Origin of the sequence: Pseudomonas sp. PDM17 (assembly GCF_014851985.1) — a bacterium.
Classification (GTDB): domain Bacteria; phylum Pseudomonadota; class Gammaproteobacteria; order Pseudomonadales; family Pseudomonadaceae; genus Pseudomonas.
Genome location: NZ_JACVAT010000004.1, coordinates 756,685 through 778,106, shown reverse-complemented (window position 1 = coordinate 778,106; position 21,422 = coordinate 756,685). Strand labels below are relative to the sequence as shown.

Genomic DNA, 21,422 nt, shown 5'->3' with positions numbered 1-21,422 from the left:
GCCCGGGTGGACGGTATCGATCAGCTCACCTGAGCCGCGCCGGAGGCAACGGCCACGCGGCCACGCTGGCGGAAGCTCAGCAGGTAGCAGATCAGCCCGATGAAGAAACCGACACCGGAGTACAGGCGCAGCCAGAAGAAGATCTTCAGCTGGTCGACCGTGGCCATGAACGGCATGGCGGCGCCATCGGCGGGCATGCGTTGCAGCCAGACCTGGACGATGCCGGCGGCGGTGAGCATCAGAGTGATCAGCAGCATGGAGATGGTCATCAGCCAGAAGCCCCAGATCTCCAGGCTCTGCGCACGGGCGTCAGGCGCTTCGCCGATGCCCCGCAGGCGCGGCATGGCGTAGCTGATCATGGTCATGACGATCATCGCGTAGGCGCCGTAGAAGGCCAGGTGACCGTGGGCGGCGGTGAGCTGCGAGCCGTGGGTGTAGTAGTTCACCGGAGCCAGGGTGTGCAGGAAGCCCCACACGCCAGCGCCGAGGAAGGCGGTCACGGTGGTGCCCAGGGCCCACAGCGCGGCGGCCTTGTTCGGGTGCTCGCGGCGACGACGGTTCACCATGTTGAAGGCGAACAGCACCATGGCGAAGAACGGCAGCGGTTCCAGCGCGGAGAAGATCGAACCCAGCCACAGCCAGACCTGCGGCGCGCCGATCCAGAAGAAGTGGTGGCCGGTGCCGATGATGCCGGTGATCAGCGCCATGGCGATGATCACGTAGAGCCATTTCTCCACGACCTCGCGGTCGACGCCGGTGATCTTGATCAGCACGAAGGCCAGCATCGCGCCCATGATCAGTTCCCACACGCCTTCCACCCACAGGTGCACGACCCACCACCAGTAGTACTTGTCGCGGGACAGGTTTTCCGGGTTGTAGAAGGAGAACAGGAAGAACACCGCCAGGCCCACCAGGCCGGTCATCATCACCACGCTGACGGCGGTCTTGCGGCCCTTGAGCATGGTCATGCCGATGTTGAAGAGGAAGCCCAGCGCCACCACCACGATACCCATCTTGGTGATCGTCGGCTGCTCGAGGAACTCCCGGCCCATGGTCGGCAGCAGCTCGTTGTGGGTCAGCTTCGCCAGGCCCGCGTAGGGCACCAGCAGGTAGCCCAGGATGGTCAGTACGCCGGCGATGGCGAACACCCAGAACAGCACGATGGCCAGTTTCGGGCTGTACAGCTCGCGGTCGGCCTCTTCGGGGATCAGGTAGTAGGCCGCGCCCATGAAGGCGAACAGCAGCCAGACGATCAGCAGGTTGGTGTGCACCATCCGCGCGACGTTGAAGGGGATCGCCGGAAACAGGAAGTCACCGACCACGTACTGCATGCCCATGATCAGCCCGAAGACGATCTGCCCGACGAAGAGCATCAGGGCGAACACGAAGTACGGCTTGGCCACCGACTGCGAGGCGAATTTCAGATAGGGATTGCCCGGGTTCATGTTCAACCCTCCTTGTTCGGCGGCCATTTGTTGGTGTCGATCTTCGATGTCCACAGCAGGAACGCCGCAAGGTCAGTGACCTCCTGGTCGCTCAGGTGGAACTGCGGCATCTGCCGGCGACCGGGCACGCCCAGCGGCTGCATCTTCATCCAGGCGGCGAGGAAGCTGCCGAAGGCCGCGTCACCGCCGCGGCGGATGGCGACGTTGCCCAGCTCCGGCGCGAAGTAGGCGCCTTCGCCGAGGATCGAGTGGCAACCCACGCAGTTGTTCTGCTCCCACACCAGCTTGCCGCGCACCACCGATTCGGTGAGTTCACTCTGGTTGGTGCGCTTGGGGAAGGTGGTTTCGGTGTGATAGGTCAGCGCGAGGAACACCAGGAAGAAGAAAACGCCTCCTCCCAGGTAGATGTTCCTCGCCATCCCTTTGGTAAATGTCTCTGACATGGGGCCCTCCTAGGTCACGGTCGGGGCCATTGTAGGAAGCGTCCTAGGACGTCTCGCTTGATGGCAATCAAGAAAGACCAATGATTCCAGTCAGGTATTTTTTCGAAGGAAAATCAGGGGGTTGCGTGCAGAGCCAGGATCACGCCGGTGACCACCAGCGGCCAGCCGAGCAGCAGCGCCTGCCATAGCCGCGGGCCGTGGCTGAGCTCCATGAAGCGCAGCGCAATGATCCAGGCCTTGCCCAGGCCCAGCAGCAGGATCGCCGCCACCGGTAGTAGCAGGTCGGGCGCGTGGTGACCGAGCCAGACCGAAGCGACAGACATCGGCAGCATCACCAGCCAGGCGAGCAGCAGCGTTTTCATGAGCCGGGCGCCAGCACGTAGACCAGCGGGAACAGCACCACCCAGACCAGGTCGACCATGTGCCAGTAAAGTGCGCCGGACTCCAGCCCGCCCAGGGCGTCGCTGCGGTAGGCGCCCCGCAGACAGCGCAGCGTCATCCAGCCGAGAATCACCAGCCCCAGCAGTACGTGCAGGAAATGGAAGCCGGTGATCAGCCAGAACAGGGTGAAGAAGGTGCTGTATTCCAGGTCCAGCCCACGCGCGGCAAGGTGATGGTATTCACCGGATTTGAGCACCACGTGGGCCAGCCCCAACAGCACGGCGAAACCCAGCAGGGCGGCCGCGCGGCGCTGCCGGCCGTGGCGCACCTGCTCCACCGCCAGCGCCGCGCAGAAGCCGGCGGTGAGCAGGGTCAGGGTCAGCGCCAGGGCGGTGGACAGGTCCAGCTGTGCGCGCCCGGCGCGAAAGCCTTCGACGTCCAGGTGCTGGGTCACGGCGAAGACGATGATGAGGATGGCGAAGACCGTCAGCTCGGCGAGGATGAAGAACCACATCGCCAGGTCGCCCGGCAGTCGCCGGGCACTGAGTGTCGCCTCAGGCGAAGTGGACATCGACCAGGTCCATCAGCGCGGCGACCGTGGGCTCGTCGTCCGACAGCGGTTCGGCGAGCCCGGCGCGGCAGGCATCGCGCGGCGCCACGCCGGCCTGCAGCAGGCGAGCGGTGAGCACCAGCAGGCGCGTCGAGCAGACCTCTTCCAACTCCTGCCGCCCCAGCCGGCGCAAGGCCACGCCCAGTTGCGCCAGACGCTGCGCCAGTTCGGAGGAAACGCCGGCCTCGCGGACGATGATGCCGGCCTCCACGTCCGGCGTCGGGTAATCGAACCGCAGGGCGACGAAGCGCTGGCGCGTACTGGGCTTCATGCCCTTCAGCAGGTTCTGATAGCCGGGGTTGTATGACACCACCAGCATGAAGCCCGGCGGCGCCACCAGGGATTCGCCGGTGCGCTCGATGAACAGCTCGCGGCGATCGTCCGCCAGCGGGTGCAGCACCACCACGGTGTCCTGCCGCGCTTCCACCACCTCGTCCAGGTAGCAGATGCCGCCCTCGCGCACCGCACGGGTCAGCGGGCCGTCCTGCCACCAGGTGCCGTCGCTGCCGATCAGGTGGCGGCCCACCAGGTCCGCCGCCGACAGGTCGTCGTGGCAGGCCACGGTGTACAGCGGCAGGTTCAGGCGCTGCGCCATGTGCTGGACGAAGCGCGTCTTGCCGCAGCCGGTCGGGCCCTTGATCAGCACCGGCATGCCCTGGGCGGAGGCATGGGTGAACAGCGCCACCTCGTTGCCGGTCGCCTGGTAGAAGAGCGGCTCGATGTGCTGGGCGGGGGCGTTCATGGCGAAGATATCTCTGTAGGAAGTTTCGGTAGGCAAGCTAATCAGCCAAGCCCCCTCTCTCAAGCACGACGAGAGGAGTTCTTGATTGCCATCAAGCCAGGGCCACTCGGGCCGCTCCTAGAATCGCCACAGAAGCCGGGCGGGAAGCCGGCGAAAACGATCGGCGCCTCGAGGCGCCAAGCCTGAGGAGAGACGTTCATGAACAAAGCCCTGGTTGCCCTGCTGTTCGGCGGCTTGCTGGCGCAGACCACCGCGATGGCCAGTACCGGCGAAGAGCTTTTCAAGGCCAAGGCCTGCGTGGCCTGTCACGCCGTCAACAAGTCGGTGGTCGGTCCGGCCTTCAAGGAAGTCGCGGCGAAGTACGGGGCCGATGGCGTGGCGCACATCAGCAACAGCATCAAGACCGGCAGCAAGGGCAACTGGGGGCCGATCCCGATGCCGGCCAACGCCGTCAGCCCGGAAGAAGCCCAGACCCTCGCCGAATGGATCGTCACGCTCAAGTAATCCACGGCGGGCGACTCACGCCCCGCGCGACCGGCACGCTCAGAGCCGGTCGCTTCTCTCCAGCAGCGCCAGGCAGGCATCCGCCGGCACCGGCTGGCTGATCAGGTAGCCCTGAATCTCGTCGCAACCATGGGCGCGCAGGAAGCGCAGCTGCTCGGCCTGCTCGACGCCTTCGGCCACCACCTTCAGTTCCAGGCTGTGCGCCATGGCGATGATCGCGCGGGTGATGGCCGCGTCTTCGCCGCGCTCGGACAGGTCGCGGATGAAGGTCTGGTCGATCTTCACGTAGTCCACCGGGAAGCGTTTCAGGTAGCTGAGCGAGGAATAGCCGGTGCCGAAATCGTCGATGGCCAGCTTCACGCCCATCTCGCGCAGTTGCTGGAAGGTCGTGGTGACGCTCTCGACGTTGTCCAGCAGCTGGCTTTCGGTGAGCTCCAGCTCCAGCAGGTGCGACGGCAGGCCGGTGTCCTCCAGCACGGTGCGCACCAGGTCGACCAGGTTGCCGGTGCGCAACTGGTGTACCGAGAGGTTGACCGACACCCGCAACTCGCGGCCCTGGAGCTGCCAGGCGCGAGCCTGCCGGCAGGCGCGGCGCAGGACGAACTCGCCGATGGCGCCGATCAGCCCGGTTTCCTCGGCCAGACCGATGAAATCGCTGGGCGGTACCATGCCCATCTCCGGGTGGCGCCAGCGCACCAGCGCCTCGGCGCTGTCCAGGCGCTCGTTGGCGAGGTTCAGCTTGGGCTGGTAGTGAACGTCCAGTTGGCCTTCGTCGATGGCCTTGCGCAGGCGGGTTTCCAGCTGCAGGCGCTCCAGGGTGCAGGCCTGCAGGTTGTCGGTGAAGAACTGGAAGGTGTTCCCGCCCAGGTGCTTGGCGTGCTGCATGGCCATGTTCGCCTGGCTCATCAGCGCGGAGATTTCCCAGGCGTTTTCCGGCAGCAGGCTGATACCCACCGAGGCGCTGATCACCAGTTCGTGGCCGCCCACGGTCATCGGCGTACGCAGTTTGGCCAGCAAGCGGCTGGACAGCCGCGCCAGCGCCGCGAGACTGGCGTAGGAGTCGATCAGTACGGCGAACTCGTCGCCGGAAAGCCGGGCGATGGTGTCGGCCTCGGGCACGGTCTGGGTCATGCGCCGCGACATCTGCCGCAGCAACTGGTCGGCGACTTCGTGGCCGAGGCTGTCGTTGAGCAGCTTGAAGCGGTCCAGGTCGATCAGCAGCAGGGCCGCCGTGCGGCCTTCCTGGCGCGCGCGCTGGCTGGCCTCGTGCAGGCGCTCCTTGAACAGCGTGCGGTTGGCCAGCCCGGTGAGTTCGTCGTAGTGCGACAGGTAGCGCAGGCGTTCCTCGGCATCGCGGCGGGCGGTGAGGTCGGCGAAGAAGCCGACTACATGGGCGACCTGTCCGCGGCCGTCACGCACCACGTTCAGTTGCAGCCACTGCGGGTACAGCTCGCCGTTCTTGCGCGTCTCGATCAGCTCGCCCTGCCAGGTGCCCTGGCGCTCCAGTTCGGTGCGGATCGACTGATAGCGCCGCAGCGCCTCCGACGAGCCCATCAGCCGCGCGACGTTGTGCCCCAGCACTTCCTCGCGGCGGTAGCCGGTGAGGCGGGTGAAGGCTTCGTTGAGGGCGATCAGCCGGTAATCCGGGTCGAGAATGATGATGCCTTCGCTGGCGGCCTCGAACACCGTGGCGGCCAGGCGTTGTTCTTCCTCGCGCAGCTTGCGCGTGGAGATGTCGGCGCGGGTGCCGACCATCCGAGTGACCTGCCCGCGGCCGTCGCGCTCCATCACCCGGCCACGGTCTTCCACCCAGACCCAGTGGCCGGCGGCGTGGCGCACGCGGTATTCGATACGGTAGCCGTCGGTGCGGCCCTTGAGGTGCTCGACCAGCGCGCGGCGCAGCAGTGGCAGGTCGTCGGGGTGCAGGCGCGGGCGCAGGTCGTTGCGCACGCTCTTCACCGTCGCCTGGGTCAGCCCGAAGATTTCTTCCAGGTGCGAGTGGTGCACTTCGTCAGTCAGCAGGTTCCAGTCCCACAGGCCCAGCTCGCTGGCTTCCAGTGCCAGGGCCAGCCGCGCCTCGGTATGGCTGAGCTGGGCGCTGCCCGCCTCGACCCGCTCCTGCAGGGCGTCGCGGGCGCGGCAGAGTTCGCGTTCGGCGCGGCGGCGCTGCTCGACTTCGCGCTCCAGGTCCTGGTTCAGCGCCTCGGTCTGCGCCTTGGCGCGCTCCAGGTGCGCCACCAGCGCCTGGGCCTGGAAACGCCTCAGCAGGCCGACATGCACCACCCGGTGGATCTGCCAGGCCACCACCAGCAGCGCGGCCAGCAGGATCACCCCGAGCACGCCCCAGCCTTGCTGCAGCGGGTTTTCGCTGATCAATAAATAGGCAATGGAGGGGAACAGGCAGGGCAAGGCGAAGGTGAGGAAGGCCGGCAGGCTGACCGCGTAGGCGACGCTGGCGGAGAGGATGGCCGCGGCAATCAGCCCGAAGACCAGGGATTGCTGGAGGAAGGCGTCCGGCGGCACCAGGGCGATGGCGGCGAAGGCGAGGGTCAGCCCCGAAGCGCCGGCGCCGAACAGGAAGGTGCGCTGCCAGTGCGGACTGGCCTGGCGCTCGGCGGAAGCGGCGTTGAAGGCGGATACCTGGATCAGTCGCAGCACGGCCAGCAACACCAGCCACACCAGCCAGCCGGCGAGCAGCCCCGGCTGCACGTATGCCCACAGCAACCCGGCGCAAGCCAGGCCGTTGAGCAGCATGAGCAGGGTCGGAACCCGCGAGCCCTGATAGAGCAGGCGCGTGCGTTCGACAGCAATTTCGTGAGCGTACTGCTGGCGGATCTCGGCATGGCTCACCGGGATCGCCGAAGGCTCTACATAAGCGGTCATAGGCGTTTTTCTTGTAGGTGTCAGGCCTAGGCGTCGGCGGAGCATACCCGAGGAGGTAGCCCCACCCAAGCAGGATGATGGCAATTGGCTGCGTGCCCGCCCAACTTTCGTCGGGAAGACGCCGGACGGCGGGCGGGTTTGCCGGGGAAAACCGCCCGTCGGTAGAATGCCGCCCCATGAACGATGACATCTCCTACCTGCTCAACTCCCTCAATGACCCGCAGCGCCAGGCCGTGGCCGCGCCGCTGGGGCGCCAGCGCGTGCTCGCTGGCGCCGGGTCCGGCAAGACCCGCGTGCTGGTGCACCGTATCGCCTGGCTGATCCAGGTCGAGAACGCCTCGCCGCACAGCATCCTGGCCGTGACCTTCACCAACAAGGCCGCCGCCGAGATGCGCGCGCGGATCGAGCAGCTGCTGGGGATCAACCCGGCCGGCATGTGGGTCGGCACCTTCCACGGCCTGGCGCACCGCTTGCTGCGCGCGCACTGGCAGGAAGCCGGGTTGCCGGAGAACTTCCAGATCCTCGACAGCGACGACCAGCTGCGTCTGGTCAAGCGCGTGGTGCGCGAGCTGGGCCTCGACGAGCAGCGCTGGCCGCCGCGCCAGGCGCAGTGGTTCATCAACGGCCAGAAGGACGAGGGCAACCGCCCGCAGAACATCCAGGCCGGCGGCGACCTGTACCTGGCGACCATGGTCAGCGTCTACCAGGCCTACGAAGAGGCCTGCGCCCGCGCCGGTGTCGTCGACTTCGCCGAGCTGCTGCTGCGCTCGCTGGACCTCTGGCGTGACCGCCCGAGCCTGCTGGAGCACTACCAGCGGCGCTTCCGCCACATCCTGGTGGACGAGTTCCAGGACACCAACGCCGTGCAGTACGCCTGGCTGCGCTTCCTCGGCAAGGGCGGCGAGAGCCTGATGGTGGTGGGCGACGACGACCAGTCGATCTACGGCTGGCGCGGCGCGAAGATCGAGAACATCCAGCAGTTCGGTGATGACTTCGCCGGCACCGAGGACATCCGCCTGGAGCAGAACTACCGCTCCACCGGCACCATCCTCAAGGCAGCCAACGCGCTGATCGCCAATAACAGCGGGCGCTTGGGCAAGGAATTGTGGACCGAAGGCGTCGACGGTGACCCGATCACCCTGTACTCGGGCTTCAATGAGCACGACGAGGCGCGCTACATCGTCGAGACCATCGAGGATGCCCTGCGCAAGGACGGCCTCAAGCGCAGCGACATCGCCATCCTCTATCGCTCCAACGCCCAGTCCCGCGTGCTGGAAGAGGCGCTGCTGCGCGAGAAGATTCCCTACCGCATCTACGGCGGCCAGCGCTTCTTCGAGCGCGCCGAGATCAAGAACGCCCTGGCCTACCTGCGCCTGATCCGCCTGCGCGACGACGATGCCGCGCTGGAGCGGGTGATCAACGTGCCGCCGCGCGGCATTGGCGAGAAGACCGTCGAGGCGATCCGCAACGCCGCACGCCACAACGGCACCTCGATGTGGCGTGCGATCAACGACGTGATCGCCGCCAAGGCCGTGGCCGGCCGCGCCGCCAGTGCGCTCAACGTGTTCCTGGAAACCGTCGATCTGCTGGCGGTGAAGGTCGAGGGCCTGCCGCTGCACCAGATGACCCAGATCGTCATCGAGCAGTCCGGCCTGATCACCTACCACAAGGAAGAGAAGGGCGAGAAAGGCCAGGCCCGCGTGGAAAACCTGGAAGAACTGGTCAGCGCCGCCCGCGCCTTCGAGACCCCGGACGACGAGGACACCCCGCCGCTGGTGGCCTTCCTCGACCACACCGCACTGGAGTCCGGCGACACCCAGGCCGACGCCTTCGAGGACAGCGTGCAGCTGATGACGCTGCACAGCGCCAAGGGCCTGGAATTCCCGCTGGTGTTCCTCGCCGGTGTGGAAGAAGGCCTGTTCCCGCACAAGATGAGCCTGGAAGAACCCGGCCGTCTGGAAGAAGAGCGTCGCCTGGCCTACGTGGGTATCACCCGCGCCATGCACCGTCTGGTCATGACCTACGCGGAAACCCGCCGCCTGTACGGCAGCGAGACCTACAACAAGGTCTCGCGCTTCGTCCGCGAAATCCCGCCGAGCCTGATCCAGGAAGTGCGCCTGTCCAACTCGGTGAGCCGTCCGCTGTCGGGCAACCAGCGCAGCGGCAACCTGTTCAGCGGCGCCAGCGTGCCGGACACCCCGTTCAGCCTCGGCCAGTCCGTGCGCCACCCGCTGTTCGGCGACGGCGTGATCCTCAACTTCGAAGGCTCCGGCGCCCAGGCGCGGGTGCAGGTGAACTTCGACAGCGAGGGCAGCAAGTGGCTGATGATGGGTTACGCGAAGCTGGAGGCCATCTAGGCCTCCAGTCCCGTCAGCGAGCGGCGGTGCTGGCCGGGCAGATCGTCGCCTGCATGTCGTCCAGGCCGTAGCCATCGAGCTGCGGCAGCATGAACTTGTCCACCAGCAGAGGCTTGGCGATCCGGCCGGCGAAACGATCCCCTCCGTTGGCCGAAGCCCCGATGTAGGTCGGGTGCGCCAGCGGCTCGGCGGTTTCCGGCCGCGGCATCGGCTCCTGGGATTGCAGGATGACCTTGCCGTTCAGGTAAACCGTCAGCGCGCCCTTTTCCGGCCCCGGGAAGGGGAATTTCGAATAGGGCTTCACGTTGAAGCTGGCCACCAGGGCATTGCACTGGCCCTCCAGCGCCACAGGCTCGCTCTGCAGGCGCAGCGGGCCACGCCACACTTCCACACGCCCCTTGTCGATGGCCATGCCCCATAGCCCTTCCTGCTCGACCAGGACCTGCCGCGCGCCCTCTACCCGCGCCTTGCCCAAGCCCAGCCCCAGGCTGTAGGCACCGTGGACCGGCGCGCGCTGGTAGTCGCGGCCGCTGAGGAAGGCAGGCTTCCTGCCGGCGGCGGGATGCCAGGTCAATGGGACCGGTCGGTACTTCTGCTCCCAGCCGCGCAACAGGTTCATCGCCTCGTCGCGGCCAATCGGCTGGAAGTCCTCGGTCTTGGGTGCGCTCACCCCGATGGCGCCGGTCACCGGATGACTCTCCAGCTTGCCCAGCGTAGGCCGGTAGAAGAGGCCGCGGTCGGTCAGGTGGCCGCCGTAAGTCATGCCCCAGGTCATCACATCGGCCGCCCAGTAGAGCGCATCGACCTTGGGCAACGGCTGGCCCTTGGCGATGTAGCTGGACAGATCGCGCCCGGTCAGCCCGCCCGGCGCCTTGCCGCCCACCATGCCGACCAGCGTCGGGTAGAGATCGGTGATGTGGCTGATGCCGGACACGTCCGCATTGCCGCGATGGCCGGGCCAGAACACCAGCAGCGGCGTGCGCACGCCGCCTTCGAGGTAGGTCATCTTGGTTCCAGCCAACGGCCAATTACTGTCGCGGGCCAGGTTCGGGCTGCCGTTGTCGCTGGTGAAGACCACCAGGGTGTTGTCCAGCTGACCGCTGGCGCGCAGGCTGTCGAGCAGTCGGGAGACGTTGTTGTCGAGCTGCTTGAGTACCGCCAGGTACCGGCCTTCGTCAGTATCGGGAAACTGGCGGCGGAAGGCCTCCGCCGGCTGGAACGGGTGATGCGGCGAGAACAGCCAGAGGTTGATGAACCAGGGCTTGCTATCCTGCCGGCCCTGCTTGATCAGGTCGATGGCGCGGTCGGTAAGGATATCGTCCAGATGCCCCTGGTACTGCACCGGCGGGCCGTCGTTGGTTTCCAGCCAGGGGTTGATGAAGGTCGGCGGGCCGTTGACAAGCTTGCCGGTCTTGTCCGGCCCGTGCAGGACGAAGTGGTTGAGCATGCCGAACCAGTCATCGAAGCCGTGGTGGTTGGGGCGGATCTGCAGGTATTCGATAGCCTCGCCAACGTGCCACTTGCCAATGTGATGGGTGCTGTAGCCCAACCCCTTCAGGGATTCGGGCAATGTCTGCAGGTCCGGCGACAGACCCAGGCCGTTGGGCTCGAAACCGATGCTGACCGGCGCGCGCCCCGTGATCAGCGCCGCACGGCTGACCGAGCAGGTGCTGTCGGTATAGTGCTCGCGAAAGCGCAGCGATTCGCGGCTGAGCTGGTCCAGGGTCGGCGTGGGCGCCTTGCCGTCACCCCAGGTGCCGATATCGTTGACGCCGAGGTCGTCGGTCAGGATGAACAGGATGTTCGGTTTCGCGCCTTGATCCTGAGCATTGCTCACAGGGACCATGGCAAGCAGAATCAGCCAGGCAATGGCTAGTCGGGTCGTGAGCGCAGCTGCCGCTCGCGTGGAAAAGAACAACATTCAGTGAATTCCCGAAAAATGCTTAAGAATCTCTTCACCCCAAAGAGCAACGGCGAAGTCAGCGCCCCATCCGATGGGCTGCTGCTGGACTATTGCGCCCTGACCGCCAAGGTCGCCGGCCAGGCACCGAACTATGCCGGCAATGCCCCCTTCCCGCATATCGTCATCGACGACTTTCTGCCTCCATCGACCTTTTCGCGGCTGCTTCAAGAGTATCCGCACGATCAGAACGATCCGCTGTGGAACAACGCCACGCACACCGACAAGGCCAGTGGCGAATACGTGCAGAAGGACAAGCGCAACATCCGCGATCCGCTGCGCATGCCTCCGACCTACCGCCAGTTGTTCTGGGAGCTCAACTCCCATGCCTTCCTCGACTACCTGGCACAGCTGACCGGCATCCCCAACCTGATCCCCGACCCCAACCTGCGCGGCGCGGGGATTCACCAGATTTCCCGTGGCGGCTTCCTCAAGGTGCATACCGACTTCGCCACCCACCGCGACTTCGGCCTGGATCGCCGGATCAACGTACTCATCTACCTGAACGAGGAGTGGCCCGAAAGCTACGGCGGCCATCTCGAACTGTGGGACACGGAGATGGCCGGCCCTCCACTTCGCGTCCTGCCGATCGCCAACCGCTGCGTGGTGTTCAGCACGACGTCCAGCTCCTTCCACGGTCATCCGCATCCGCTGACCTGCCCCGATGACGTCTACCGCCGTTCCCTGGCCTTGTACTACTACACCAATGGCCGCCCGGCAGGTGAAGCGCAACCCGGCTTCGCGACCCACTGGCGCGACGTCCCGGTCTGACCGGCGTCAGGCGTCGGCGGCACGGCGCGCCCAAGGGGCGCGCCCGGAGTAGGTCGCCAGGCGGGACTTCAGGCGCAGGAAGGGCATTTCCACCAGGCGATAGCTCACCCAGGCCAGAGCCCAGGACAGCGCAAGGCTGGCGACAATGCGCAGCAGATAGGCGTCGGAATTCGCATCCAGCGTCATGCCGGCGGCCTTCAGTGGGTACAGGCAGTAGAACTGCACCGGGACGTGAATCAGGTAGAGCGAGTAGGAGATGCGCCCGAAATGGTCCATCAGGGGATTGGCCAACAGCGCCTTGGCCCGCCAGCTCAGGGCCAGCAATGCGAGCATCACTCCGCCCCAGAGCACTGACTCGATGTTGTGGTACATCGGCAAGGTCTGCAGGGCATTGCGCTCCCCGCTCAGGGAGAACCACAGCCACAGGCGGCCCAGGCCCAGCAGGCAGCCGGCCAGCAGCACGGTGCAGACCAGCGCACGTTTGCGCAACCAGTCATAGCCACGGCCGAGGCTGATCCCGGCGCAGACCGCGCCGACGAGAAACGCACCGGCCCGGCCGAACAGCGAGTTCTCCCAGAAGTTACTCGGCGATAGCCACCCCGGCGAGTGGAACAGGTAGACGTGCGCCATCGCCCACGCCAGCAGGGCGCCGGCGACCAGCCAGCGCCCAACACGATAGCGCAGCAGCCACATCGCCCAGGGCAGCAGCAGGTAGAACTGGATCTCGGTGCACAGCGACCACCAGGGCACGCTGAACGGGAAGGCCTGGAAGCCGATCGGTATGAACAGCAGAGCCTTGAGGGCCGCCGCCTTCTGCGTCATGAACCAGGCCAGCAACACCGCTGAATAGTAGAGCGGCACAATGCGGAAGAAGCGCGCCGTGTAGAAGCGCTGGATACTCACCTGCTGGCCATCGCGCAGCCCCTGCAGGAAGGGTCGCGACAGCAGGAAGCCACTGAGCACGAAGAACAGCGTGACGCCGGTATTGCCCCCGCCGAGCAGCGTCGCCCACAGTGGGTTGTCCGTACGCTCGGCCAGGGCGAGGATGCCGAAGTAATGGAAGCCGACCACCAGCAGGATTGCCCAGCCACGCAGGGATTCCAGCTCAGGCAGGTAGCTGGCCGGTTGGCGCAGCGCCGCCCGGACTTCGGCAGCCTCGCTCACCACTCAGGTGGCCGGCTGCTGCTGCGGCTGGCCCTGGGTCAGGCGCTTGAGCTTGCGGGTGTTTTCCAGGTGTTTGCTGGCGTGAACGTAGAAGGATCGCAGGCCAGCACCTTCGTCAGCCTTGGCATCTTCGAACAGCAGCTTGAGCAGCGGATGGTCGTTGCTGCGATCGCCCCCAGGCTTGCGCAGTACGCCCAGGCCGAAGCCATGGTTGAAGGTGAACGTCTCGTGCTGACCGCGGGTCTCGTCCCAGAACTTCCAGGCACCGAAGTCCTGCAGGCGGGCCATGACGTCATGGAACAGGATGATGCCGCCCGGCTTCACCTTCGGATACCAGTTGGCGAAGTCGGCGCTCACCGCCTCGTAGGTATGGAAACCATCAATGTGCAGCAGCTCGATGCTGTCGTCGTCGAAGTGCTTGAGCGCGTCCTCGAAGAACATACGCATCAGGTAGGAAAAGCCGTGGTAGTGCTGGCGGTTGTGGTTGTTGACCGCGTTGAACACCGATTCGTCGTACTTGTCGGTGTGGGCGTCGCCCTCGAAGGTGTCCACGGCATAGCAGACACCATCGATATCGTTCTCCTTCATCGCCTGGCAGAAGGTGAAGTAGGACAGGCCCTTGTGCGTACCCAGCTCCACGAGCAGCTTGGGCCGCAGCGCGGTCACCAGGTCGTAGCCGAACGGCAGGTGGTCCACCCAGGTGCTGAAGACCATGTGCAGCGGCTCGAAATGCTTGATCGACGGGGGCATGTAGAGGGTCTTCATGATCTGGCCTTCTCCGGAAACGAATGGTCGAGGAGCGATGATCCGCACCGGTGTCTGCACCGGGGCTAGGCGGAATTCGGGTTTGAGCGCCTGGTCGGCGAACGGGTCTTCCTGACGTCCGGTGCAGCGTTGTACGCGGTCCATACCGCGCTGCACCGAACGTTCCAGATAGCGCAGGCTGGGCGCCTTCGCCTGACCGAGCAGGATCGGCTCTACCGTCGGCGAACGGAAAGGCTCGCCCAGTAGCTCACAAAGCTGTTCGCTCTGGCGCTTGAGCAGCTCCTCGCGGCCCTCCACCTCGGAGGTGGTGACGCCACCGTGCAGCTGATGGAAAGACCCCTCGCCCACCAGCATCACCGACTGGGTGCGCGGGTGCATGGCGGCCTTGCGGTACAGATAGAGATTCAGTGCCCCGCCACCGGGCATGTCGAAGCGTTCATCGGCGCGGCCGATGTCACGGAACACCTGGGCGTTGATGAACAGACAGTTGCTTTCCATGAACGGGTGGAAATAGCCGTTCGGGTTGGCACCGCTCCAGCAGGAAATATCGAACAACCGATAGCCGTTTGCCGACTCCGGCCAGCCTATATCCGCCAGCAGTTGCTGCTCGGCCTCTTCGGAATAACCGTGGGTAAGGTGAAACTGTTGCTCGTTCTCCCCCAGGTGGTAACCAGGCACCACCACCATGGCGTCGGGCGTCATGCGGAAAGCCATCAGCGCGTACTTCACCACGCCCGGCGTGACCAGCCGTGCGCCGTCGATCATCAGCCCGATGAACCGGCCGCGCGCCTGGGCAACGCCAAAGTTGATTGCCGGCGCGGGTGACACACCCGCCTCATCGCGCAGGTAGTAGCGGAAGTTTCCGGGCAGCCGGGCAATGGCCTCGGCGTCCATGTTCCTCTGCGAGCGGTTCTCTACCAGGATGACTTCGTAGTCGTCGGCATCGACGCCCTGCTGGTAGTCCGGCGCAAGGCTGATCAAGGTGTTGAGTGCCTGGCGCGGCATGTCATAGGCGATGACGATGATCGACAGCAGCGGGCGCTTCTCATGGAACGCGGTCATACGGCTTGCACCCGGTTCAGCGAATGGTTGAGGAAGCGGAAGATGTGCGGGTGCGCGGAGCCCAGCAGGATCGGCCGCACGCTGGGCGGAGTGCGGTTGTCGCCGCGGATCTGCTTGTCCTGTTCATCGAGCAGCTTGTAGACCCGCTCGCGCTCCTCGCGCAACGTGCCGGTGGTCACGCCGCCGTGGAACTGGTGGAACGAACCTTCGCTGTAGAGCAGATAAAACGGCGTGTTCGGGTACTCCAGCAGGCGCTTGTAGAGGTCCAGGTTGGCGTTGCCGCCGCCGAAATCGTTGTAGCGGGGATTCACCCCGCCCAGCGCCTTCCATTTGCGCATCGACATACCGATGAAGTTGCTCTCGTAGTTGGCCTGGAAGAAACCGCCCTGGCAGGAACCGCTGAGCACCGCGATGTCGAACAGGCGATAACCGTTGCTCGGCCACTCGATGCTCTGCAGCAGCACCTGCTCGGCGTCTTCGTTGTAGCCCTCGTTCACCGCCACCTGCTGCAGCTTGTGACCGATGTGGTAACCAGGCACCGAGACTGCCGCTTCCGCATCGAGACGGAAAGCATCCAGCGCATGGCGGAGCACGCCGGGCGAGAGCATGCGCGCGCCGTCGATCATGATCGCGACGTGACTGCCACGGGCCTGGGCCGCGCCGAAGTTGATAGCGTGCACCGGCGTGCGTTCGGTTTCATTGCGGTGGAAATAGCGCACGTTGCCCGCGTGCCGGGTGGCGCGCTCGCGGCCCAGCAGACGGTCGGAATGGTTCTCGACGACTATGACTTCATAGTCGCGCTCGTTTACGCCGTGCTGGTAGGCAGGGCTGAGCGATTGCAGCGTCTTGTCAGCCTGCTCCGGCATCTTGTAGACGATGACCACGACGCTCAGGCGCGGCGTGCGGCGAAAGATGGGCATGACACAACCCCCGGATCAGTCTGCGATGGCCTTGAGAGCCTGGTACATGGCATCCAGCTCGGGCGCGAGGTCCTCGTCGCCGTGCCGGTGATGTTTGAGTTCGGAACTGAAGAAGCGCTCCGCCGCCGGAGGCTGCAGGCCGAACCTGCGCAGCACGTCGTCGAGCTGCCGGTGCAGGCTGTCCTCATCCTGATCGAAGCACAGCACCGGGAATTTCACCCGGCTGTGCAGTTCGAGCAGGCGGCTGTTGTAAGCCTTCCACAGGCCCAGCGCCTGCTCGCGCGGCATGCCGCCACGAGCCTGGAGGGAATCGGCGACCGCCGAAGGGTGGCGGAAGATGCCGACGAAACGCAGGTTGGGGATCAGCTCCTGCCAGCCTTCGACGGCCAGCAGCGCGCGCGGGTCCTTGAAACCCCAGCGCTTCACACCGTCATAACCGCCGATCAGCTCGCGGGCAGCGGCGTATTCGCTCTCGGTCCAGACCGGCGCCACGCTGGGCGGGTTGTCCCAGGCATGTCCCCGGGCGGCGAGCATCGCATCGTGGAACGCGACGATATCGCCATTCTCGCGGTTGCCCTTGAGGTTATGGGGGTTCCAGGTGCTGTGCTTGCCCAGTTCCAGGCCGGACTCCTGCAGGGAGCCGGTGAGGAAACTGGTGCCGCTGCGGTGCATGCCGACCACCATGAGAACCAGGTCTTCCGGGGGCTGGGGGGCTTTTCGGGAGGTTCCGAACAAGACATCAAATAGGCGCATACCAGCTCTTTTTTCTTATGTTTGGGCGATGATCCGCACAGATTGCGCCGCAATCGGCACGCAGGCTTGCTGCGACGCATTGTGTTTAAATACCCCACCCTTTTCAATCCAACAAGAACGACATGAAGCACAGGGACATCATTCTTTACGGCGTTTACAGCGACCTGCGCACCGAAGTGGCGCGGCGTTTCCTCGGATTTCTCTGGTGGATCCTCGAGCCCGTGATGTACATGGGCGCGTTCTATATCGTCTTCGGTCTGGCACTGGGCCACAGCCGTCCAGGCTATGTACCGCTACTGCTCAGCGGCATGGTCGCCTGGAAATGGTTCGACGGCTCGGTGCGCCAGGCCAGTAACGCCATCCAGGCCAACGCCGGGCTGATCCAGCAGATCCATGTGCCAAAATACGTGTTCGCGCTGATCCCGGTGCTGAGCAACACCTTCAAGTTCCTGATCATCCTGACGCTGCTGATCCTGTCGCTGCTGGTCGCCGGCTACCGCCCCTCGCTGGAATGGCTGGCGCTGCCGGTGCTGATCCTCAACCAGTTGCTGTTCATCATCGGTTTCGGCTTCCTGCTCGCCGCAGTGCTGCCCTTCGTGCCGGACCTGCGCCAGGTGGTGGACAACTTCCTGATGCTGATGATGTTCATGTCCGGCGTGTTCTTCAGCATCCATGAGATTCCCGCCTCCATGGCGCCGCTGCTGAATCTCAACCCGATGACGGTAATGATTACCGCATTCCGCGACGTGCTGCTGCACAACCAGTGGCCGGCGTGGGGCGAGCAGTTCTACGTACTGTCGGTCGCGGTCCCGTTACTGCTTGTGGCGCTGTGGGTCATGCACCGCAACGAGCGCAAGTACCCCAAGCTGCTGTTCTGAGGTGATGCATGTCCGGTGACCTGATTCTCCAGGCCGAGCACGTCGGCCTGTCCTACCGGCAGCGGGTCGGTATGCTGCGTTACGAATCGTTCTGGGCCTTGCAGGACGTCAGTTTCGAACTCTACGAGGGCGAGACCCTCGGGGTGATCGGCAACAACGGCGCGGGCAAGAGCACACTGCTTCGGATGATTGCCGGCATCGTCGATCCCGACCGCGGCACACTGCGGCGCAGCAAGCCGCTCAGTGCCAGCCTGCTGGCGCTGAACGTCGGCTTCAAGCCGGACCTGTCCGGGCGCGACAATGTGGTCATCAGCGGTCTGCTGCTGGGCATGAGGCTCACCGACATCCGCCGGCAGATGGACGACATCCGCGAGTTCAGCGAACTGGGCGACTTCTTCGAACGCCCCGTGGGCACTTACTCGACCGGTATGCGCGCCCGCCTGGGCTTCGCGGTGGCCATCCATGCCGACCCGGATATCCTGCTGATCGACGAAGTGCTGGGCGTAGGTGACCAGACCTTCCGCGAAAAGTCCCACGCCGCCATGCGCAGCAAGATCAAGCAAGGCAAGACCGTGATTCTGGTTTCCCACAGCATGGAAGCGATCCGCGAGCTATGCCATCGCGTGCTGTGGATCGAGCGCGGCAAGTCGATCATCTGCAGCGACTCGGAAACCGTGATCAGCGGCTATCACGAAACCGTGCGCCAGGCCGTACGCGAGATGCACAAGGCCGAGCGCGAGCGCAAGGCTTCCCAGAGCGTCCTCGAAATCCAGCAATGAAGCCGGCGGGCTCAGTGATGCCCGCCGCCGTTCTGCTCAAAGGTCTCGATCAGCGCCACCTGCATCCGCGAATGCACGCGGATGAACCAGCGCCAGAACACCGCGATCACCAATCCTGCGATCAGCGCCACCACCACCAGCAGCTCGCCCGGCGGCAGGATGCTCGAACTGAGCGCCGCCAGCAGCAGCATCATGCCGCCCAGCGACAGCAGCGGGATCAGCTCGGAAATCACCCGGCGCACGCGGGCCGTGTGGCGCCCGGCGCTCTCCGCCTTCACGCCCATCTCCGCCAGCAGCATCGCCAGCGCCTTGAGCTTGCGGTAGGCGGCGATCAGGAACGGCAGTGACAGCAACAGCGCGGCGCCCCAGATCAGCGCCTTGTGCAGCGCCTCGTGCTCGACGAACTGCGCCAGCCACTGCGACAGGCGATCGGCGAAGAACGCCAGGCCGAAGAAGATCGCGATCACCAGGGTCAGGTTGACCCCGACCTGCAGCAGGATGCGCCGGATCATCCCGGCGAGGATTGCCTTGTCGCCGCGTGGCTTGATGCTGCGCAGCCACTCACCGTACAGGCTGAACACGCGCACCATGGGCGATGGCAGGCTGCGGCCCAGGTACAGCGCCAGCGGGTCGGCCGAGCGGATCAGGTAGGGCGTCAGCAGCGTGGTGATGGCCGACACGCCGACCACCACCGGATAGAGGAAGTCGCTGGTCACGCCCAGGCTCATGCCCAGCGCGGCGATGATGAAGGAGAACTCGCCGATCTGCGAAAGGCCCATGCCCACGCGCATCGAGGTGCGCCCGTCGTTGCCGGCGATGAAGGCGCCAGCGCCGCAGGACACCAGCTTGCCGGCGACCACCACCAGGGTGATCACCAGGATCGGCGCGGCGTAGTCCACCAGTACCTTGGGGTCGATGGTCAGGCCGATGGCGACGAAGAAGATCGCGCTGAACATGTCGCGCACCGGCTCCATCAGGCGTTCGATCTGGATCAGCTGGCGCGACTCGGCCATGATCGCGCCGATCAGGAAGGCGCCCAGTATCATGCTGTACTCCAGCTTCACCACCAGCAGGCAGAAGCCGAAGCACAGGCCCAGCACCGTCACCAGCAGCATCTCGTTGCTTTCGAACTTCGCCACATAGGCCAGCAGGCGCGGCACCAGCAGGATGCCGACGACCAGCGCGACGACCATGAACAGGCTGAGCTTGCCGACCGTGGAGAACACCTGGTCGGCCTCCACCGTGCCGCTCACGGCGATGCCGGAGAACAGCGCGATGATGCCGATGCCGAGGATGTCCTCGATGATCAGCACGCCGAAGATCAGCTGGGCGAAGCGCTCGTTCTTCATCTTCAGGTCGCCCAGGACCTTGATGATGATGGTGGTGGAGGACATCGCCAGGATCGCGCCGAGGAACAGCGAATCCATGGTGCTCCAGTCGAACAGGCGGCCGATCTCGAAGCCGGCCCAGATCATCAGGGTGATCTCCAGGAACGCGGCGATGAACGCCGTGGCGCCGACCTGGAACAGCTTGCGCAGGGAAAACTCCAGCCCCAGGCAGAACATCAGGAAGATCACCCCCAGCTCGGCGAGGGTCTTGATCGTTTCCTCGTCGTGCACCAGGGCGAACGGCGGAGTGTGCGGGCCGATGATCACCCCGGCGATGATGTAGCCCAGCACCACCGGCTGCTTGAAGCGGTGGCAGAGAATGGTGACGAAACCGGCGATCAGCATGATCACCGCGAGGTCCTGGATGAAGTCGATGGCATGCATGGTCGGCGGTCCTCGCGGCGGGCTGGTCAGGGGGATCGCGCGGCTGACGGCCTCGCTCAGCGAAGCCTACCATCCGAGTCCTCCGACAGGCGGCTCTGAAAGAATCAGTAACAGACTGATTTGGAAAGGGATTCGTCAGGCCCCATATCAGGGTGCGAGCCCACGCAGGGCAACAGCACGAAACAAAATCCGGCTGGCCCTCACGGGCACCCACCGGCAACATGACGTGCGTCGTATACCAACCAAGAGAATGACAACCATGAAGCGCTTTCTCAGCCTTGCCATGGCCTTCTGTGTCGCCGTGACGCTCAGCCTCGACGTCAACGCCGCCAAGCGTTTCGGTGGTGGCAAGAGCATGGGCTCGGCGCCAAGCCACCAGACCCGCCAGGCGCAACCCAATGCCGCCCCGAACTCCCCGACTGCCGCAGGTCCTGCCGCGGCCGGTGCCGCCGCAGGCGCTGCCGGCGCCGCCGCTAAGAGCGGCGCTTCGCGCTGGCTCGGCCCGCTGGCCGGCCTCGCCGCCGGCGGCCTGCTCGCCTCCATGTTCATGGGCGACGGCTTCCAGGGCATGCAGTTCCTCGACATCCTGATCATCGCGCTGATCGCGTTCATCGCCTTCCGCTTCATCGCCTCCCGTCGCCGCCAGCAGCAGGGCAACCAGCCCGCCATGGCCGGTGGACATGCGCCGATGCAGCGTGAAATGCCGGCCGCCCCGCCGTCGATCTTCGGTGGTGCCTCCCGTCCGGTGATGGACAGCCGCCCGGTGATCAACGCGCCGAGCTGGTTCGACGAGACCCGTTTCGTCGCCGCCGCCCGCGAGCACTTCATGTCCCTGCAACAGCACTGGGACGCCAACGAGATGGACAAGATCGCCGAGTTCGTCACCCCGCAGATGCTGCAGTTCCTCAAGCAGGAGCGCGCTGACCTGGGCGAGGGCTACCAGTCCACCTACATCGACAACCTCGACGTGCAGCTCGAAGGCGTGGACGACCAGGCCGAGAAGACCATCGCCACCCTGACCTTCAGCGGCGTGTCGAAGTCCTCGCGCTTCGACCAGGGCGAGCCCTTCAGCGAAAGCTGGCGCATGGAGCGCCCGCAGGGCGAGAACCAGCCCTGGCTGGTGGCGGGCATCCGTCAGAACTGATCCTGCGCGCAACACTGAAAAAGCCCGGCAATCGCCGGGCTTTTTCGTTTCCGTCGCCCGCCTCGGCAATCCGGCACGGCACTCCCCGC

The 21,422-nt window shown here is 65.2% G+C and carries 18 protein-coding genes; 6 read left to right on the top strand and 12 right to left on the bottom strand.

What is annotated here, in order from left to right; translation table 11 throughout:
- Positions 1–20: 20 nt before the first annotated feature.
- The 5 genes from IB256_RS17875 to IB256_RS17855 all read right to left on the bottom strand — a co-directional run bounded on the left by IB256_RS17875 (position 21) and on the right by IB256_RS17855 (position 3,621).
- Complete coding sequence (locus tag IB256_RS17875; protein ID WP_081519088.1) at positions 21–1,445, bottom strand: cbb3-type cytochrome c oxidase subunit I; 1,425 nt, start codon at positions 1,443–1,445, stop codon at positions 21–23.
- A gap of 2 nt (positions 1,446–1,447) precedes the next feature.
- Positions 1,448–1,888, bottom strand: coding sequence for a c-type cytochrome (locus IB256_RS17870; protein WP_169935397.1), 441 nt, complete (start codon positions 1,886–1,888; stop codon positions 1,448–1,450).
- 113 nt (positions 1,889–2,001) lie between these two features.
- Positions 2,002–2,250 (bottom strand): cytochrome C oxidase subunit IV family protein, encoded by a 249-nt coding sequence (locus IB256_RS17865; protein ID WP_192403493.1) that lies wholly within the window; start codon positions 2,248–2,250, stop codon positions 2,002–2,004.
- Positions 2,247–2,840, bottom strand: a complete 594-nt coding sequence (locus tag IB256_RS17860) for a cytochrome c oxidase subunit 3 (RefSeq protein WP_192294567.1) — start codon at positions 2,838–2,840, stop codon at positions 2,247–2,249. The genes IB256_RS17865 and IB256_RS17860 overlap by 4 nt, the downstream gene beginning before the upstream one ends.
- The gene (locus IB256_RS17855) at positions 2,824–3,621 is read right to left on the bottom strand and encodes a CbbQ/NirQ/NorQ/GpvN family protein (RefSeq protein WP_192294565.1); all 798 of its coding nucleotides are present in this window, start codon (positions 3,619–3,621) and stop codon (positions 2,824–2,826) included. The genes IB256_RS17860 and IB256_RS17855 overlap by 17 nt, the downstream gene beginning before the upstream one ends.
- Positions 3,622–3,819: 198 nt before the next feature.
- On the opposite strand from IB256_RS17855, the gene IB256_RS17850 reads away from it, so the two are divergent.
- On the top strand, positions 3,820–4,125 hold the full coding sequence (locus IB256_RS17850; protein ID WP_192294563.1) for a c-type cytochrome: 306 nt from the start codon (positions 3,820–3,822) through the stop codon (positions 4,123–4,125).
- Positions 4,126–4,164: 39 nt separating this feature from the next.
- Here IB256_RS17850 and IB256_RS17845 read toward each other — a convergent pair whose 3' ends face one another.
- Positions 4,165–7,008: a putative bifunctional diguanylate cyclase/phosphodiesterase gene (locus IB256_RS17845; protein WP_192294561.1), complete on the bottom strand. Its 2,844-nt coding sequence runs from the start codon at positions 7,006–7,008 to the stop codon at positions 4,165–4,167.
- Positions 7,009–7,184: 176 nt separating this feature from the next.
- On the opposite strand from IB256_RS17845, the gene uvrD reads away from it, so the two are divergent.
- Entirely contained in the window at positions 7,185–9,365 is a 2,181-nt protein-coding gene (gene uvrD, locus IB256_RS17840; RefSeq protein WP_192403491.1) for a DNA helicase II, read from the top strand.
- A gap of 13 nt (positions 9,366–9,378) precedes the next feature.
- On the opposite strand, the gene IB256_RS17835 is transcribed toward uvrD, so the two are convergent.
- The gene (locus IB256_RS17835; RefSeq protein ID WP_225601795.1) at positions 9,379–11,286 is read right to left on the bottom strand and encodes a sulfatase; all 1,908 of its coding nucleotides are present in this window, start codon (positions 11,284–11,286) and stop codon (positions 9,379–9,381) included.
- An 18-nt stretch (positions 11,287–11,304) separates the two neighbouring features.
- Between IB256_RS17835 and IB256_RS17830 the strand changes: the two genes are divergently transcribed.
- Positions 11,305–12,096, top strand: a complete 792-nt coding sequence (locus IB256_RS17830) for a 2OG-Fe(II) oxygenase (protein ID WP_192294559.1) — start codon at positions 11,305–11,307, stop codon at positions 12,094–12,096.
- Between the two features lie 6 nt (positions 12,097–12,102).
- On the opposite strand, the gene IB256_RS17825 is transcribed toward IB256_RS17830, so the two are convergent.
- From IB256_RS17825 to IB256_RS17805, 4 genes are read right to left on the bottom strand one after another with little or no spacing between them, the layout of a single operon-like run.
- Positions 12,103–13,260, bottom strand: coding sequence for an acyltransferase family protein (locus IB256_RS17825; RefSeq protein WP_192403489.1), 1,158 nt, complete (start codon positions 13,258–13,260; stop codon positions 12,103–12,105).
- Between the two features lie 3 nt (positions 13,261–13,263).
- Complete coding sequence (locus tag IB256_RS30645) at positions 13,264–15,087, bottom strand: class I SAM-dependent methyltransferase (protein WP_225601794.1); 1,824 nt, start codon at positions 15,085–15,087, stop codon at positions 13,264–13,266.
- Positions 15,084–16,007: a glycosyltransferase gene (locus tag IB256_RS17810; RefSeq protein ID WP_192294555.1), complete on the bottom strand. Its 924-nt coding sequence runs from the start codon at positions 16,005–16,007 to the stop codon at positions 15,084–15,086. The genes IB256_RS30645 and IB256_RS17810 overlap by 4 nt, the downstream gene beginning before the upstream one ends.
- Positions 16,008–16,022: 15 nt before the next feature.
- A complete protein-coding gene (locus IB256_RS17805; RefSeq protein WP_225601793.1) occupies positions 16,023–16,679 on the bottom strand; it encodes a sulfotransferase family protein in 657 nt (218 codons plus the stop codon).
- 203 nt (positions 16,680–16,882) lie between these two features.
- On the opposite strand from IB256_RS17805, the gene IB256_RS17800 reads away from it, so the two are divergent.
- Positions 16,883–17,638: an ABC transporter permease gene (locus tag IB256_RS17800; protein WP_192294551.1), complete on the top strand. Its 756-nt coding sequence runs from the start codon at positions 16,883–16,885 to the stop codon at positions 17,636–17,638.
- Between the two features lie 8 nt (positions 17,639–17,646).
- Positions 17,647–18,417, top strand: coding sequence for an ABC transporter ATP-binding protein (locus tag IB256_RS17795; protein WP_192294549.1), 771 nt, complete (start codon positions 17,647–17,649; stop codon positions 18,415–18,417).
- Between the two features lie 11 nt (positions 18,418–18,428).
- Here IB256_RS17795 and IB256_RS17790 read toward each other — a convergent pair whose 3' ends face one another.
- Positions 18,429–20,189 (bottom strand): cation:proton antiporter, encoded by a 1,761-nt coding sequence (locus IB256_RS17790; RefSeq protein ID WP_138213588.1) that lies wholly within the window; start codon positions 20,187–20,189, stop codon positions 18,429–18,431.
- Positions 20,190–20,448: 259 nt separating this feature from the next.
- Here IB256_RS17790 and IB256_RS17785 point away from each other — a divergent pair, with 259 nt between their 5' ends.
- The gene (locus IB256_RS17785; protein WP_192294547.1) at positions 20,449–21,333 is read left to right on the top strand and encodes a Tim44 domain-containing protein; all 885 of its coding nucleotides are present in this window, start codon (positions 20,449–20,451) and stop codon (positions 21,331–21,333) included.
- The last annotated feature ends 89 nt before the right edge of the window (positions 21,334–21,422 follow it).